Annotated in this window: 14 protein-coding genes; 1 reads left to right on the top strand and 13 read right to left on the bottom strand. The window is 67.9% G+C overall.

Features of this window, described 5'->3' with window-relative positions; all coding sequences use genetic code 11:
- Positions 1-103: 103 nt before the first annotated feature.
- The 12 genes from TSO352_RS29890 to TSO352_RS33030 all read right to left on the bottom strand — a co-directional run bounded on the left by TSO352_RS29890 (position 104) and on the right by TSO352_RS33030 (position 12,599).
- Positions 104-415, bottom strand: coding sequence for a HypC/HybG/HupF family hydrogenase formation chaperone (locus TSO352_RS29890; RefSeq protein WP_109110670.1), 312 nt, complete (start codon positions 413-415; stop codon positions 104-106).
- A gap of 13 nt (positions 416-428) precedes the next feature.
- On the bottom strand, positions 429-1,076 hold the full coding sequence (locus tag TSO352_RS29885; protein WP_109110669.1) for a HyaD/HybD family hydrogenase maturation endopeptidase: 648 nt from the start codon (positions 1,074-1,076) through the stop codon (positions 429-431).
- Positions 1,077-1,631: 555 nt separating this feature from the next.
- Positions 1,632-2,270 (bottom strand): lysozyme inhibitor LprI family protein, encoded by a 639-nt coding sequence (locus TSO352_RS29880; RefSeq protein WP_109110668.1) that lies wholly within the window; start codon positions 2,268-2,270, stop codon positions 1,632-1,634.
- A gap of 161 nt (positions 2,271-2,431) precedes the next feature.
- On the bottom strand, positions 2,432-3,895 hold the full coding sequence (locus TSO352_RS29875; RefSeq protein WP_109110667.1) for a nickel-dependent hydrogenase large subunit: 1,464 nt from the start codon (positions 3,893-3,895) through the stop codon (positions 2,432-2,434).
- A 4-nt stretch (positions 3,896-3,899) separates the two neighbouring features.
- On the bottom strand, positions 3,900-4,910 hold the full coding sequence (locus tag TSO352_RS29870; RefSeq protein ID WP_109110666.1) for a HupU protein: 1,011 nt from the start codon (positions 4,908-4,910) through the stop codon (positions 3,900-3,902).
- Positions 4,907-6,265: an ATP-binding protein gene (locus TSO352_RS29865; RefSeq protein ID WP_109110665.1), complete on the bottom strand. Its 1,359-nt coding sequence runs from the start codon at positions 6,263-6,265 to the stop codon at positions 4,907-4,909. The genes TSO352_RS29870 and TSO352_RS29865 overlap by 4 nt, the downstream gene beginning before the upstream one ends.
- 66 nt (positions 6,266-6,331) lie before the next feature.
- Positions 6,332-6,538 (bottom strand): DUF1656 domain-containing protein, encoded by a 207-nt coding sequence (locus TSO352_RS29860; RefSeq protein ID WP_109110664.1) that lies wholly within the window; start codon positions 6,536-6,538, stop codon positions 6,332-6,334.
- Positions 6,535-8,655: an FUSC family protein gene (locus TSO352_RS29855; RefSeq protein WP_109110663.1), complete on the bottom strand. Its 2,121-nt coding sequence runs from the start codon at positions 8,653-8,655 to the stop codon at positions 6,535-6,537. The genes TSO352_RS29860 and TSO352_RS29855 overlap by 4 nt, the downstream gene beginning before the upstream one ends.
- An 11-nt stretch (positions 8,656-8,666) precedes the next feature.
- Complete coding sequence (locus tag TSO352_RS29850; protein ID WP_109110662.1) at positions 8,667-9,590, bottom strand: HlyD family secretion protein; 924 nt, start codon at positions 9,588-9,590, stop codon at positions 8,667-8,669.
- A gap of 64 nt (positions 9,591-9,654) precedes the next feature.
- Positions 9,655-10,014, bottom strand: a complete 360-nt coding sequence (locus TSO352_RS29845) for a MarR family transcriptional regulator (RefSeq protein ID WP_247872508.1) — start codon at positions 10,012-10,014, stop codon at positions 9,655-9,657.
- A 748-nt stretch (positions 10,015-10,762) separates the two neighbouring features.
- Positions 10,763-12,136, bottom strand: coding sequence for an IS1595 family transposase (locus TSO352_RS29840; protein WP_158284548.1), 1,374 nt, complete (start codon positions 12,134-12,136; stop codon positions 10,763-10,765).
- A gap of 145 nt (positions 12,137-12,281) precedes the next feature.
- Positions 12,282-12,599: a hypothetical protein gene (locus TSO352_RS33030; RefSeq protein WP_146210809.1), complete on the bottom strand. Its 318-nt coding sequence runs from the start codon at positions 12,597-12,599 to the stop codon at positions 12,282-12,284.
- Positions 12,600-12,875: 276 nt separating this feature from the next.
- Between TSO352_RS33030 and mazG the strand changes: the two genes are divergently transcribed.
- A complete protein-coding gene (gene mazG / locus TSO352_RS29835; protein ID WP_109110660.1) occupies positions 12,876-13,685 on the top strand; it encodes a nucleoside triphosphate pyrophosphohydrolase in 810 nt (269 codons plus the stop codon).
- A 36-nt stretch (positions 13,686-13,721) separates the two neighbouring features.
- Here the strand turns inward: mazG and TSO352_RS29830 are convergent, their stop codons facing one another.
- Positions 13,722-15,173 carry a sodium:proton antiporter gene (locus TSO352_RS29830; RefSeq protein ID WP_247872507.1) on the bottom strand — a complete coding sequence of 484 codons (1,452 nt, stop codon included), beginning with the start codon at positions 15,171-15,173 and terminating at the stop codon, positions 13,722-13,724.
- Positions 15,174-15,231: the final 58 nt, after the last annotated feature.

Genomic DNA, 15,231 nt, shown 5'->3' with positions numbered 1-15,231 from the left:
GGTCGACCAGCGGCGGCAAGGGGAAGCTGGGCTTGGCGGGTGGGCGGGCGGGCGGCGTGTCCGCGGTGCCGTCCTCTGCCAGGGCAAGGTCCGTCATGATTGCTCAGGCCTCCGAACGGCCGGCGGCGCGGGCCGCCTCCAGGTGGGGGGGAAGGGTGGGTTCGCGGCCGGTCAGGTCGGCGAAGGCGTCGTCATCGCGCTCGCCCTCCAGCGCCGCGGCCATCGCCGCCAGCGCCGCGCGGATCTGCGCCGCCTCGTCGGGATCCAGCGCGCGGCGCGCGGCGCCGAGGAAGCTCAGCACCCAGTCGCCGGGCCGGGTGTCCGGCAGCAGCGACAGGTCGATGGCGATGCCGTCCGCCGTCCGGCCGGCGATGCCGTCAACCGCGTCCAGGCGCAGGGGAATTCCGATGCACATGGCCCCGCCCCCCTCAGGTCGGACCGGCGGCGGCCAGCGCCGCCAGGATGCGGGGATCGCCGGTGCGGCAGGCTTCCTCCGCGCTGGGGCGTCCGGCCTCGTAGGCGTCGCGGGTGATGGCGGCGGCGGCGATGTCGGCGCCCACGACGCCGGAGCGCGGCGTGCCTTCCACCCCGAACTCGTCACGCAGGATTCCGCGGATGACGTCGATGGTCGGGGCGACCTGGGCCGCGACGGTGCCGGTCAGGCCGCCGCCGTAATCCTCCAGGCATTCCGGCTGGACGCCGACCAGGATCAGCCGTTCCGGGCAGCGGCCGAGGAACATGGCGCTGGCCAGCACCTCCTGGAAGCCGGTCTGGTGCAGGCTCATCTTCTTGGCGCCGAGGAAGGCCGGGACGTCGTCGCCGCGGAAGACGCGGCGGGTGCCGGGCTCCAGCCCGTAGTCGATGGCGTCGACGACGATCAGCGCGTCGGCCGCCTCGAGATGGGGCAGCAGGTACAGGCCCTGGGTGCCGCCGTCCATCAGCGTCACGCTGTCGGGAAACCGCCAGCCCGCCGCCAGACGCTCCACCGTGCGGACGCCGAACCCTTCGTCGGCCCACAGAATGTTGCCGATGCCCAGCACCAGGATGCGCGCCGCGCCGCGATCGTCACCGTCCATGCCCACATCCTCGTCCACGTCGCCGTGCCCACCCGTCGCATGCGGCGCCCCGCGGCCGCGGCAACGTTCGTACAAGTTCCATGCCAGGATCCGCGGCCCGACCAGAGGCTTGTAATTGCACGATGTTTCCCGCAGCTTCGCTCGCCATAGCAGCGATTGTGGATATCAACATTACAGCATGCCGGGAAACTGGCAACCAACTTGCCAGTCTGGCTGGAGAGTTGCCGCTTGGGTGTCCGCGAGCCGACGCTCCGCCCGGCCGTCATTGTTCTTCAAAGTCGAACAGTGAAGCTCGGAACGCGGTATTTATCACCCGCCTGGGAACGCCTAAACCATAGCCATCACGGCGGCACAAACCCAACCCATGGCCCCGCCCGATGGAGGTTCAGATGGCACAGATGGTCTCGCTCCTGGTGTTCGTCGGCGTCATGTCCTACGCGGCGTTCATCATCTCGTAGCAAAAGAAGAGGGGTCGCCCCTATACCGGCCGGCCCCCCAATCGGTCTTCGATGGCAGCCCCGTGGTCGGCGTCACTGCAGCTTGGGATATATGGCGTCAGTTAAAAACAGGCGTGGTCTTGCTGGAGCGCTTGTAACTGCCGCTTCCGCTGACATTCAAGCCCATGCCGCAGCTGCCCTCCTGGTTCACTTTTGCTGTTTCGCCCAAGAACGTGAGGGTTATGCGGCAGTCGTCGTATTCACTTCCACCCGGCGGCGCAAAAATCGCCTGATTGTTGCTAAGGACCGCCATTCCCTCGACCTCACCGGTGTTCATCCGGTATGTGGCATTCAGGCGGAACTTGATCGCGTCGGCGGAAGGTTGAGCGACAAGAAGTTCCCCTCCCTTTGTCTGATAAGTGCCCATAACCGCCACGCCTGCGGTGGAAGATTGCGGCGGTGCGCTCAAGGCCGCCAGCCTCGCTTGGTAGGCCGATGCAAGACAAGCCGTATCCGTGCAGCGATTTCTCTGGACAACCCAGCTCTTCTGCTCGGCTTTGAGATCGGCCGGAGCGGCGTTGGACTGAAGCGCGGCTTTGTAGGCGCGGCCGAGTTCGCTGTCGAGGTCGGACAACCGCTGGTCGGCGCAGATCGCCTTTTCCACCGGTGTGCTTGCTTTGCCGCAGTCGAAGCTTGCGGCAAAGCCGCTGCCACCGCCAACCACACTCAGAGCGGCGGCCAGGATTAGAAATCTCATGTTGACCCCGTGACGTTTCGAGCTTGGACACCCGCGCTGTCTCGGCAAAAGCGGAGAATGCCTTGCTGGGGATCAACCATTGATACATGCATGTCGGCAAGCGCGTTCGCTTGTTCGCCGTGTGGAAGATCGCCGCATCCTGCTTGGGTCGTGGCTGCTGCTCAATGCACCGTGCAGACCATGCAGGGATCGAACGAGCGGACGATGTGCTGCACCGACAGCGGCGCGCGTTCGCCGTCGCGCACCGGGGCGCCGACCAGCGCCTGCTCCAGAGGACCCGGCACGCCGTCGAGGTCGCGGGGGGAGAAGTTCCAGGTGGTCGGCGCGATGATCTGGTAGCCGGCGATCCGACCCTGCTCGATCCGCAGCCAATGGCCGAGCGCGCCGCGCGCCGCCTCGGTCAGGCCGACGGCCTGGGCGCTGTCGGGCATCTCCGCCGGGACGCACCACGGACCTGACGGGTCGAGGGCGCGCAGCCAGCCCTCCATCGCCCGGGTGGTGCGGGCCAGCTCCAGCAGGCGGGCGATCACCCGGCTGTAGACCGACCCGCCGTCCTGCGCCACCAGCGCCCCGATCAGCGGGTGGCCGTCGACCAGTTGCCGGGCGATGGCCCCGGTTTCAAAGGGCAGGCCGGCGAGCCGCGGCGCCTTGCACCAGCTGTAGCCGGTCTCGTCCAGCCCGTCCGGCACCGTCGATCCGGCGAAGGGCGGGTGCGGGCGATCCTGGCCGGCCATGCGGCTGAAGCGGTGATGCTCGGCGACCTCCGCCGGGTCGAAGGCGCCGGCCCGCCCGTCGGCCGCGGTGCCGCGGCGGTAGAGATGCCCGCCGTCGGGATCGGGATAGGCGCCGTGGCTGAGGAAACGGCCATAGGCACGGCCGAGATGGGCGAGATCCAGGTCGGCGGCGATCTCCAGGAACAGGCGGAAGTCGCCCATCGGGCCGGCGTTGCGCCAGCGGTCGAGAGCCTCCGGCGTCGCCAGTTCCAGCACGCGGTCGAGCGGCGCGCCGAACAGGCTGTCTTCCAGGAAGCGGCGGAAGGCGCCGACGGTGGCGAGCAGGCGCACCCGGTCGCGCGCATCGACCGCGCGGGTGACGCCGCCCGGCTGGAGGGTCAGCGTGTGCGGCCACTTGCCGCCCAGCAGGCCCAGAACATGGAACAGCCCGGCCCGCGCCGCGGTGGCGGCCCGCACGGCGACGCCCTGCACCGCCTTGAACCGCGCCTCCGCCTGCGCGAACCAGGGTCGGCCGGCGTAGGCGGGGCGGGCGAAGTCGGGCATGAAGAACAGGTGGAAGTGGGTCAGATGGTCGGCGACATTCTCGGTCGCCGTCATCAGGTTGGTCGCCAGCAGCCCGTTGCGCGGCGCCGCGAGCCCCATCGCCCCGGCCAGCGCCAGCGCCGCGGCGTGCGACTGCGAGACGGAGCAGATTCCGCAGATCCGCGGCGCCACCACCAGCGCGTCCAACGGGTCACGCCCCTCCAGGATGCGTTCGAAGCCGCGGAACAGCGGCGCGTTGACGTAGGCGGCCGACACGGTGCCGCCGGTAATCTCCAGCCGGACCTCCAGGTCGCCTTCCACCCGGTTGAACGGGCCGACGATCAGGCGGCGTTTGGTCTCGTCACTCACCGGCTCAGCCCTTCTTCGGCGGACGGATGGTCGGCGGCACGACGATGCGGTCGGCGGCGGCGTTGCGGCGCACCCGCTCCGGCGTCGCCGCCTTGGCCAGCGAGGCGAGCGCCACGAACCACGCCTTGGGCATGTCGGTCGGCAGGCCGATGGGGATGCCGGCGAATTTCGGTGTCTGCTGGAAGGGGTGTCCCGGCTCCTCGAAGCCCGGCGCGGTGCAGTTGATGCAGGCGTAGCCGCCGCGGGTGCAGGATCCCTCGCCGTTCCACAGCCGCGTGTTGCAGTCGGCGTGCGCCTGGGTGCCGAGGCAGCCCAGATTCTCCATCAGGCAGCCGAGGTCCGACGGCTTCTCGGCGCTCGCCTTGTACTCGTAATACTCGTTGCGCGGGCAGCCGTGATGGACCAGATGGTCGGCGTAGAAGCGCGGACGCTGGTAGCCGTCCAGCCCGTCCGCGGCAAGCGCGCCCTCGGCCAGCAGCATCAGCGTCTCGGTCACCCAGTTGGGGTGGGTCGGGCAGCCGGCGACGTTGACCACCGGCAGGCCGCCGCGCGCCCGGAACTCGCCGCCCAGCGCGCCGCCGCGTTGCGTCCCCTCATACTGGAGGCCGCAGGCGTCGGCGATGTTCTCCCCGGCGGCGGTGATGCCGCCATAGGCGGCGCAGGTGCCGACCGCCACCACGGTTCCGGCGACGGCCGCCAGATCGCGCGCCCAGTCGATGGTCGGCCGCCCGGTGCCGGCCAGCACATGGAAGCGCCCGCTGCCGTTGGGACCGCGCAGCAGCGACCCTTCCACGCACAGCACGTCCAGCGGCTCGTCGCCGGCCAGGATGCGCTCGAACAGCTCCAGCGCCTCCGCTCCCGTCTCCTCCGACAGGCTGGGGTGCCAGAGCAGGCGGATGCCGGCGGTGTCGAACAGCGTCGCCAGATCGGGCGCTTCGGCGCACAGCAGCGACATGGTGCAGCCGCCGCAGCCGCCCGATTGCAGCCAGAGCACCGACAGCGGGCGGGTCGTCATCGCGCGGTCCCTTCATCGATGCGGCCGGCCGCCGGCAGGGTCAGGGTGAACAGCGCGCCACCGTCGGCGTGGTTGGCGGCGACCAGCGTGCCGCCATGGTCGCGGACGAGTTGATAGCTGATCGACAGCCCCAGCCCGGTGCCCTTGCCGACCGGCTTGGTGGTGAAGAAGGGATCGAAGACGCGGCCCAGCACGTCGCCGGGGATGCCGTGGCCGGTGTCACGGAAGGTGACGACGACGGCGCCGCCCTCCAGCCGGCCGTGCAGCTCCAGCCGCTTGGCGGGGGCGCCGGCCATGGCGTCGATGGCGTTCTGGACCAGATTCATCGCGACCTGATGCAGATGGCCGGGATGGCCGGCGATCTCCAGCGCGTCGGGCAGGTCGAAGACCACGGTCAGGTCCGGCATCTGCGCCTTGGCCACCCAGGTGACGGCGGAGCGCAGAAGTGCCGTCAGATCAAAGCGTTCCGAGGCGTGCTTCTGTTCCGACGAGAAGCGGCGCAGCTCGTTGACGATGTCGCGCACCCGCTCCGTCCCCTCCAGCATGCCGTCGAGCGTCGCCGGGGTGTCGGCGCGGGCACGGTCGATGCGCAGCTCCTTGCGCAGGGCCGCCAGCTCCTGGGCCGGCACGCCCTCATGCACCTTGTCGAGATAGGCGGTCAGCCGGTCGACGTAGCGGCGCATGGCGTGGGCGTTGCCGTAGACGAAGGAGATCGGGTTGTTCAGTTCGTGCGCCACCCCGGCGACCAGCCGGCCGAGCGAGGCCATCTTTTCCGAATGGACCAGTTGCTGCTGGGTCTGCTTCAGCCCCTCATGCGCGGAGGCGAGGTCGCGGTAGGCGCGGCGCAGCTCGCCGATCGGCCGGCCGACCAGCACCAGCCCGATGGCGTGGCCGCGCTGGTCGTAGCGCACCGTGCTGTTGACCGAGACGGGGAAGGGACCGGTCGGCCCGCGCAGCGACAGCTCCACGTCGCTGCCGCCCTCGCGCTGCAACGCGGCGCTGCACAGCCGGGCGAAGGCGGAGTGGGAGCCCGCGTCGAGGAAGTCGCGCAGCGGCCGGCCGATCAGCTCGCGCCCGGCGCAGCCCAGCGCGCGTTCCGCCGCCGGGTTGCTCTGTTCGATCCGGCCGTCGCGGTCGCAGGCGATCAGCACGTCGGTCATCGAGCCCAGCACGCTGGCGATGAAGGCCTGCGCCTCCTCCAGTTCGGCGTTCTTGCGCTCAAGCTCGACCTGCTGCGCCACGAGGTTGGCGTAGGTTTCGTCCATCTTCCGGATCACGTCGATCCAGGCGCTCTCGGCGTCGGCGTCGGACAGCATGCCGGGGATGGAAAAAGGCTGCGACAGCGGGGCGGTCATGGCGGCCAGCCTAGCACGCCCGCCGGTTGCGGTGTCGACCAAATCCGGCAAGGTCCCGGCGGCCGCTCAGCCGAACCGGGCCCACAGCGCCGCCAAGCCGCTCAGCACGATGACGTAGAGCGCGATGTCGAACAGGGGCGGGTGCCACACCCAGCCATAGGCGCCAACCGCGCGCAGCGCCCGGCGCAGCAGCCCCGACACCACCCAGGCGACCACCGCGAGGATCAGCAGCGGCGGAAGGAACAGGCCATAGACGTCGATTTCGCCGATCATGCGCTCACCCGGTCGGGATGGATCGTTTCTTCGGTCAGCCCGGTCTCCCCGCCCCCGACGTCGACCCCGGCGTCGGGGAACAGGGCGTGGCGCAGGGCGGCCAACGCCACCACCGCGCGGTCGCGTTCCGGTCCGGGTGGAACGGTGCCGACCACCGTCAGCAGGCTGTCCATGCTGTCCAGCAGCGCCGGCGGCACCGGATCGGGCCGGTGGGCCGACAGCGCGCGGAAATGGCGGGCGACCCCGTCGAGCAGCCGGCCCAGCGCCGGTCCGGCGGCGGGGCCAAGCGCCGGGCGGACCCGTTGCAGTTCCACCACGTTCAACCCGACCCGCAGGTCGCGCACCGCGTCGATCGCGTCGACGTCGATCTTCGACGCCGCCTCGTCGTCGCGGGCGACCTGGGCCAGCCGCGTTGCCAGCAGCCCGACGCGGTCGAGCATGCGGCTCTCGAAGCCATCGGCCGGCGGCACCGCGCGCCGCCCGGCCAGCTCGGCGATCTCGCGCCAGCCGGCGTGCAGCAGGCGCCGGGCGCTCCACGCCGCGCCGACCGACCGGCACAGCCGGGTGACGAGCATCGCCGTGATGATGCCGATGACCTGCCCGGTGCTGCTGTTCAGGAAGGAGGCGAAGTCGCCGTTCCCGGTGTCGAGCAGGCTGAGCGCGCCGCCGACGCCGAAGATCATCGCCATCGCCCGCCCCATCACCGCCGGCCGGGCGACGAACACCCCCAGCGTGATCAGCGTCGGCGCCAGGCACAGCGCCAGCATCGGAAAGCTGTCGAAGGACGGCAGCACGACCAGCAGATAGAAGGCGGCGACCGGCAGCGAGGCCAGGGTGTAGACCAGGAAGGTGCGGATGCCCGGCACCGGATCGTCGAACGACGCGAAGAAGCAGGTGAAGACCGCGACCATCATCGCCGCCGCCGATCCCGACGACCAGCCGGTGAGAATCCAGAAGGCGCAGACGACGCCGATCCCCAGCAGCGCGGCGGCGCCCGACCACAGCGCCATGCCGTGGTCGAGGTGGAACACCCCGCGCGAGCGCCGGCGCACCAGCGGGTCGAGGTGGTCGGGCAGGGCGTCGTCGCCGGAACGGATGTGCGCCCGCAGATCCCGGCAATCGCGGTGGATGTCGACCAGGGCGTGCAGGCGGCGGAACAGGCTGAGCCGCGTCGGCTGCCGCCAGTCGGCCGCACCGCGCCCGCACAGCCGTGCCGCCTCCGCCGTCAGCCGGTCGAGCCGGCCGGTCAGCGCATCGGCGCCCGCGGTATCCCCGTCGTCGGCGGCGATCCAGGCCTTCACATCCTCCAGCAGCGGCGCCAGATCGGGCGGCAGCGTGCCGTCGGGCCGGCGCAGCGTCGCCAGCCGTTCCTGCACCGAGGTCAGGATCGGCAGCAGATAGACCATGCGGTCCTGCAACGCCCGCATCGGCCGCGTCATCCAGCGCAGGTCCGAGGTGTCGTAGGGCAGGTGGGTGGTCATCACCCGCAGCTCGGTCAGGTCGCTGGCCATCCGGTGGCGGTTGCCCGCCCTTGCCCCCGCATCGGCGCCGTTCAGCGCGTCGAGCGTCCAGCATTCCGCGTCGCGCAGCGCCGCGTCCAGCCGGCCGAGCAGCACCGGCCCCAGCCCGCGCGGCAGCACGACGCTGTGCACCAGGGTGGCGCAGACGATGCCCAGGATGATCTCCTCCACCCGGGCCAGCCCGGTGTCGAAGATCGCTTCGGGGTTGGACACCGCGGGGAAGACGATCAGACCGGCGGTGTAGCCGGCCAGCATGAAGGCGTAGCTGCGCGGCGTGCGGTCGAGCAGCGACAGGTACAGGCAGCCGCCGACCCACAGCCCGACCGCCAGCGACAGCAGTTCCGGCGCGCTGACCATCGAGACGGTCAGGATCACCGCGGCGATGCTGCCGATGACGGTGCCGGCGACGCGGAACACCGCCTTCGACCGCACCGTGCCCGACAGCGGGCTGGACACCACATAGGCGGTCATCATCGCCCAGAACGGCCGCGGCAGCCCCATGCCGAACGCGATGTAGAGCGCCAGCATGGAGGCCGCGAAGGACTTCAGCGAAAAGACCAGCTCGGCGAGGGTGGGGGGCTTTGGTAGGGCGGACATGGCGGCCGGGCTCACCGCTCCGCCGACAAGTCCGCCACCTTGCGGGTGGCGGCGCCGTCGGCCGTCCGCACCGCGACGGTGGCGGTCCGCCCGGCGACCAGCTGCAGCGACTCCGGCACCGTGTCCAGGGCGATGCGCACCGGGATGCGCTGGGCCAGCCGCACCCAGTTGAAGGTCGGGTTGACGTTGGCGACCAGCCCGCTGCCTTCCGCCCGGTCGCGGTCGACGATGGCGCGGGTGATGCTGTCGACATGGCCGCTCAGGTCGGCGTCCACGCCCATGATCCGCACCGCGACCGGTGCGCCGGGGTGGATGCGCGGCAGCTTGGTTTCCTCGAAATAGCCCATGACATAGAAGGAGTGGCGGTCGAGCAGGGCCACCACCGCCTGCCCGGCCGCGACGTAGTTGCCGACCTTGAGCTGGAGGTTGGTGACATAGCCGTCGACGGTCGCCTTGACCACCGTCCGCTCCAGGTTGAAGCGGGCGAGGTTCAGCGCCGCCTCCGCCTGCTTGGTCGCCGCCTCGGCCTTGGTCATCGCCGCGATCACCTCCTGCCGCTGGGCGGTGGAGACCACGTTGTTGCCCAGCCGTTCATAGCGGCCGGCCTCGGCGCTGCGGTACGCCTGTTCGGCCCGCGCGCTGTCCAGGTTGGCCTGGGCCTGCTCCACCGCCAGCCGATAGCGGCCGGGATCGACGACGAACAGCACGTCGCCCGCGTGGACCAGCGCGTTGTCGGACACCCGGACGTCGGTCACCAGCCCGGTGACGTCGGACGACACCTGCACGATGTCCGCCCGCACCCGGCCGTCGCGGGTCCACGGCTCGTTCATGTAATAGTCCCACAGCCACCAGCCGCCACCGGCCGCCGCCACGGTCACCAGCAGCGTCACGGCAATCCGGGGCAGGGCCCGGAACAGGGAGTTCAGAACAGTCACGGTGTCGTTTCCTTAAGGGAACATGGCTCCGGGGTCGCAGGCCCCGGGATTGACCGGGCGGTGGTCAGGTCTGTTCGCGTTTGGCGTTCGCCGCGATGCTGGACAGCACGCGATGGCAGGCCGCGACATCGGCCTCCGTCACGTCGCCGAGCAACCGTTGGCGCACGTCGTTCAACGCCTCGTTCACCTGCACCAACAGGCGACGGCCCGCGTCGGTCATGTGCAGAGTTTTCGCGCGGCGGTCGCAGGGATCCTCCCGCCGTTCGAGCAGCCCCGCCGCCTCCAGCCCATCGAGCAGCCGGACCAGCGACGGCCCCTCGACCGCCATCTCCTCCGCCAGCTCCCGCTGCCGCAACCCGTCGCCGAGCGCGTCCAGCAGCATCAGCGGCGCGATGGCCGACGTGGAAAACCCACTGTCCGCCAACACCCTGTTCGCCGCCCGCCGCCACAGGTGCGAGGCACGGAACAGGTGAAGACCGAAATTCGGAGGAAGGTACAGAGGCTTATCTTGTAGCATGGCTATTAGATAGGTTTGCTATCGATTTTCGGCAAGCCCGAAGCTTGCGCCGGGATGCAGGGCCGGCATCGCTTCGACGCATGGGCGCGCGCACATTATTTCCATAATGTTGATTATGTGTTTTTCATGTGTATAAGCGCAAAGTTAAACTGTCAGTCCCTCGCAACATAGAAGTGTCAGTCTTCCAGCCGATTGAACCGGTAGCGCGGTGGTGAACCAGTTCAATCGGCGGCAGCAGTTTGCAAGGGCGCTCTATGAGTATTTTCTCTTAAAGAAGACCATAGTCGCGTGCATAGTCACGAATCTTTCCCAGAGTATATGACGAGAGTGCCGCTGGAGTGAGCTCCTCGGCCTGCCGATGTGTAAACTCGAGTGTTTCTGGACGGTCTCCCCGCTGAAACCAGCAGTCTACGCGAAGTTCATCCTCTTGATGAGGCTGATACTCAAAACGCAAGTCTGGCAAATCTATCCCAATTCGTAGCTATATGACAGACACAGGTTTGAAAGCGGATTGTTGACTACACACCCCCATATGTAGTGGGTAAGTGAGATCATGAAGAGCCGGTTGGCAATCGGCGCTGAAGGAGTCGACAACTTTTAGGTAGGCCAGACGGACCTCGGGCGCGACTGGCCACTGGCCGTCGGCGCGGCGGCGTCAGAAGAGGCCGTCTATCTCTTCGTCTGTGAAATCCGGCGGCGGGCGGCCGGGCGGCAGCGGTCGAAACGGCGGAGACGTCGCCCGAAGCCGGACGGGGGCGGGCAGAGGGCGAGAGCCCCTCGAAGAAATTCCGGCGGGACGGTCCTTCCGGGGGAGGTCATGTCCAGCGCCGTTCTTCTCTTTCGCCCGAGCCAGCATCAGGGCCCGCGACGGCGCTGGGGGATCTTCCGCCCGAAGTGGCGGGGGCCAGAACAGGCCGCCCTTCGCCGACCAGCGGACCTGCCGGCCGAACGCCCGCGGCATCAACGTCATCAACTGGAGAACGAACGGTTCGGCCTGAACTTCGCCCTGTGAATGTCCTTCAGCGGTCGTCAGGGTTCCGGACGAAGCCGCGCTCCACAGCCAGGCGGCTTCGTCGAGATACCGACTCATGTGAACGCGGCTAAACCTATGGTAGACGCCGAAACGGCTGCGTTCGAGAAGAGCCGAAAAGCCCTCGGCGTGATTGACGTGAACGTTTCGCTCGTCGTCCCGCAACTTTCCATTGCGACGCCGTCTACGCGGAGGCTTTCCGTCCTTCCGTTCGACCCGGGCGTACTCTTCGGCTCCGTGATTGACGCTGGAGTGTCCTTCGAAGTCCTGTCCAACGACGGCGAGGGCCTTGTCCCCGTCGGTCATCAGGTGCGCTTCTGGCTTCACAACCGCCTTGATGGCTGGCGCCAACTCGGCAGCCGACTCACCGGAAACGACACTGGTTCGGACCCGTCCGTCCCGGTCGGCCATAACCAGAACGATCGACTTGTCCGACCCCTTGCCGCGTGGATTCCACACGTATTTCGTGTAGGCGTCTTTGCGCGGCTCTCCGCCAATCCGCTTCGTGTCGATCTCGACCTCGCCGTCCAGAACCGGCTCGGCCTCGTGCCGATGGTCGAGAAGTTCACGGATGGCGTGTGCCATCTTCCAGGCCGTTGGCTGAGTCACGCCGAGATGGCGGGCCAGGACGACGGACGAGACGCCCTTGCTGCTGCTGAGTAGGTAGAAGAGCGCCTTTATCCACTTCAGCAGGGGGAGTTTCGTCCCGTGAAGCGGGGTGTGAGTCGTCGCGGAGAACTGCGCGGCACAATCCCCGCACTCGAAAAGGCCAACGCGCGGGGCGCGGGCTTCGCCGCCGCGGGTCGTCTTGACCGGGCGGAAACGGTAGACGCGAACGGAGCCGCAGTGCGGACAGAACGGTTGGTCGGGCCAGACGAGGGCTTCCAGAAAGGCGCGGGCCTGGACGTCGTCTGTGAAACGATGCGTCAGCTCGTCGGCATCAGTGTGGATACTGAGGTCGAAGTCCCGGCAGATTTTGTAAAAGCGTTCGTTGTCCACGACCGACCTCCGCGAGGCCGGCATTCTACCGAAAGGCGCACCGGATTTGAATCAATATCTAGTGGCATAGGCGGGGGGAGGCGTTTTAGCGCTAAGCCATTGTTTCTAAAGCATTGCTGCGCCAGCACCTGTGTCTGTCATATAGCTACGTTTTGTGAAGCCACGCTGGAAGACTTCCTAGCGGAAGTTCATAGTCAGGCGGCGGCGTAACTACTTTGGAAACATAGGTCGCGAGATAAATTTCGCATGATGCTGCGAGAGTGGTTTTTCCGGTTCCCGTTCCGCCTAGTAAAAACAAAAGTTTCCCTTGATTGGCACTAGCAACCTCAACGAGCGATTCGCGAACGGAATTAAGATCTTCGCGTGATTCTAGAAGAACTTGCCCGACAGCTTTCTGACCAACCGTATCTACAAGCCCTTCATAACGGGTCGGAACCGTCACTACGCCGATCTTTCCAGCCATATCTATCACCATCTAAACTTTTTTTGACTTGCGATCAGGTAACCACAACCTCATAGAGACGTATCTCCGAAAATCCTGCGTGTCAATGATGTGTGCAGGCCTCCGTCATCGATGTATGAGCGCAGAAAAGCAACCGCTTCTCGCTTTCTTGCTATCGGTGAGATTGTTGAACTTGCAGTAGTTGGAGTTCCCGCTCCCCCCTCCCCGCTTCCCCCGCCCCGTCCCGTCGGCTATCGTCGCGGTCCCTTCCCTGCACCGTTTCGGAGACGGCACGATATGACCCGCAACATCGACCGGCTGATCGACGTGATGGCCCGGCTGCGTGATCCCGACGGTGGATGCCCGTGGGATCTCGTGCAGACCTACCGGACCATCGCGCCGCACACGATCGAGGAGGCCTACGAGGTCGCCGACGCCATCGAGAAGGACGACAAGCCGGCCCTGCGCGAGGAGTTGGGCGATCTGCTGTTCCAGGTCGTCTATTACAGCCAGATGGCGCGCGAGGAAGGGCTGTTCGATTTCGAGGAGGTCGCCGGGGTCATCGCCGACAAGATGATCCGCCGCCACCCCCACGTCTTCGGCCCGGACGAGGTGAAGACCGCCGACCAGCAGACCTCGCGCTGGGAGGACCACAAGGCGGCGGAGCGTGCCGCCAAGGCGGCCGAGGAAGGGCGCGCGCCGTCGGCTCTGGAGGGCGTCATCGCCGGCCTGCCCGCCCTGACCCGGGCGCTGAAGCTGCAGAACCGCGCGGCGCGGGTCGGCTTCGACTGGACCGACGCCCGCGACATCCTCGACAAGATCGAGGAGGAGGTGCGGGAACTGCGGGCGGAGATGGACGCCGGCTCGGCGCAGGAGCGGGTGGCGGATGAACTGGGCGACCTGCTGTTCGCGCTGGTCAACCTCGCCCGCCGCCTGAAGGTGGAGCCGGAAGCGGCGCTGCGCGGCACCAACGCCAAGTTCGAACGCCGCTTCCACCGGATCGAGGCCCTGCTGGCCGACCAGGGCCGCAAGCCGCAGGACGCCACGCTGGACGAGATGGAAGCCTTCTGGCAGCAGGCCAAGCGGGAGGAACGCGGGGAGGCGTGACGCCCCTCCCCTCCCCTGGCCCCTCGCCCGCTTCCGTCAGACGAAGAACACCAGCGTCGTCAGCACCAGCAGCGGCACCAGGATGCCGCAGGACCACGCCATGTAGCCGAAGAAGCTGGGCATGGCGACGCCGCGTTCCTCGGCGATCGCCTTGACCATGAAGTTGGGGGCGTTGCCGATGTAGCTGTTGGCGCCCATGAAGACGGCGCCGGCCGAAATGGCGGTCAGCGTCAGCGACAGGTCGGTCATCAGCGGCTGCGCCTCGCCGCCCGCGGTGTTGAAGAAGATCAGGTAGGTCGGCGCGTTGTCGAGGAAGCTCGACAGGATGCCGGCCGCCCAGAAATAGGCGGCGGGGTTGGGCTTCCCGCCCTCGTTCACGGCGGCGATGATGGCGCCCAGCGCGCCGTCGGTTCCGGCCTTCAGGATGGCGATGGCCGGGATGATGGTCAGGAAGATCGCGGCGAACAGCTTCGCCACCTCCAGGATCGGCCCCCAGCTGAAGCCGTTCATCCGGCGGCTCTTCGCGCTGGTCAGCAGCAGCGACAGGCCGGTGATCGCCAGCAGCAGCAGGTTGGAGACGATGGTTTCCAGCGACACCGTCACATGGTGGATGGTGACGCCGATGCCCGGATGCCAGACGCCGCTCAGCAGCACGGCGCCGATGATCGCCAGCAGCAGCAGCAGGTTCACCGCCCCCTCGATGCGGATCGGCTCGCGTTCGTGCACGCCTTCGATCAGCGGGTGTTTGCCGGGGTCGCGGGTGTGCAGGTAGAGGTCCAGCACGAAGTAGATCACCAGCAGCAGGCCGGACAGGAAGCCCATCGGCGCCAGCAGATGCACCGTCGGCCAGAAGAAATCGACGCCCTTCAGGAAGCCCAGGAACAGCGGCGGGTCGCCCAGCGGCGTCAGCGAGCCGCCGACGTTCGACACCAGGAAGATGAAGAACACCACGGTGTGGATCTTGTGGCGGCGATGCTCGTTGGCGCGCAGCAGCGGGCGGATCAGCAGCATCGACGCGCCGGTGGTGCCCATCAGGCTGGCCAGCACGGTGCCCAGCGCCAGCCCGACCGTGTTGGCCAGCGGTGTCCCCACCAGCGAGCCGGCCAGCCGCACGCCGCCGGCCACCGTGAACAGCGCGGTCAGCAGCACGATGAAGGGGATGTACTCCAGCAGCACGGTGTGCAGCAGCTCGTACCCGGCCAGCTCGACCCCAAAGATCGCGGCGAAGGGCACCAGGAAGGCCAGTGCCCACAGCGCCGAGATCTTGCCGAAATGATGGTGCCACACCATCGGCGCCAGCAGCGGGAACAGCGCGATCGACAGCAGGATGCCGGCGAACGGCACCACCCACACCGCCCCCAGCAACCGCCCGTCCAGATGCGGCGCACCCGTCTGCGCGACCTCCGCCGCGAGGGCTCCGTGACTGCCCGGCAGCATGACGGCGATGGCGAAAACGGCGCCGACAAGGATGGCCGGAAGCTGGGGCAAGCGGCGATGGTGTGTGGGGGACGTGATCATGGGTCCGGATGGTCAGCAGACGAAAGGA

It is taken from the genome of Azospirillum sp. TSO35-2, assembly GCF_003116095.1.
GTDB lineage: Bacteria > Pseudomonadota > Alphaproteobacteria > Azospirillales > Azospirillaceae > Azospirillum.
The sequence above is the reverse complement of the archived record's forward strand: the minus strand, read 5'-3'. Positions and strand labels throughout refer to the sequence as shown.

Excerpts from the sequence above, each read along its gene's own strand:
- TSO352_RS29890 (WP_109110670.1), bottom strand. The coding sequence starts at position 415 with ATGTGCATCGGAATTCCCCTGCGCCTGGACGCGGTTGACGGCATCGCC.
- TSO352_RS29885 (WP_109110669.1), bottom strand. The coding sequence starts at position 1,076 with ATGGACGGTGACGATCGCGGCGCGGCGCGCATCCTGGTGCTGGGCATC.
- TSO352_RS29880 (WP_109110668.1), bottom strand. The coding sequence starts at position 2,270 with ATGAGATTTCTAATCCTGGCCGCCGCTCTGAGTGTGGTTGGCGGTGGC.
- TSO352_RS29870 (WP_109110666.1), bottom strand. The coding sequence starts at position 4,910 with ATGACGACCCGCCCGCTGTCGGTGCTCTGGCTGCAATCGGGCGGCTGC.
- TSO352_RS29865 (WP_109110665.1), bottom strand. The coding sequence starts at position 6,265 with ATGACCGCCCCGCTGTCGCAGCCTTTTTCCATCCCCGGCATGCTGTCC.
- TSO352_RS29860 (WP_109110664.1), bottom strand. The coding sequence starts at position 6,538 with ATGATCGGCGAAATCGACGTCTATGGCCTGTTCCTTCCGCCGCTGCTG.
- TSO352_RS29855 (WP_109110663.1), bottom strand. The coding sequence starts at position 8,655 with ATGTCCGCCCTACCAAAGCCCCCCACCCTCGCCGAGCTGGTCTTTTCG.
- TSO352_RS33030 (WP_146210809.1), bottom strand. The coding sequence starts at position 12,599 with ATGGCTGGAAAGATCGGCGTAGTGACGGTTCCGACCCGTTATGAAGGG.
- mazG (WP_109110660.1), top strand. The coding sequence starts at position 12,876 with ATGACCCGCAACATCGACCGGCTGATCGACGTGATGGCCCGGCTGCGT.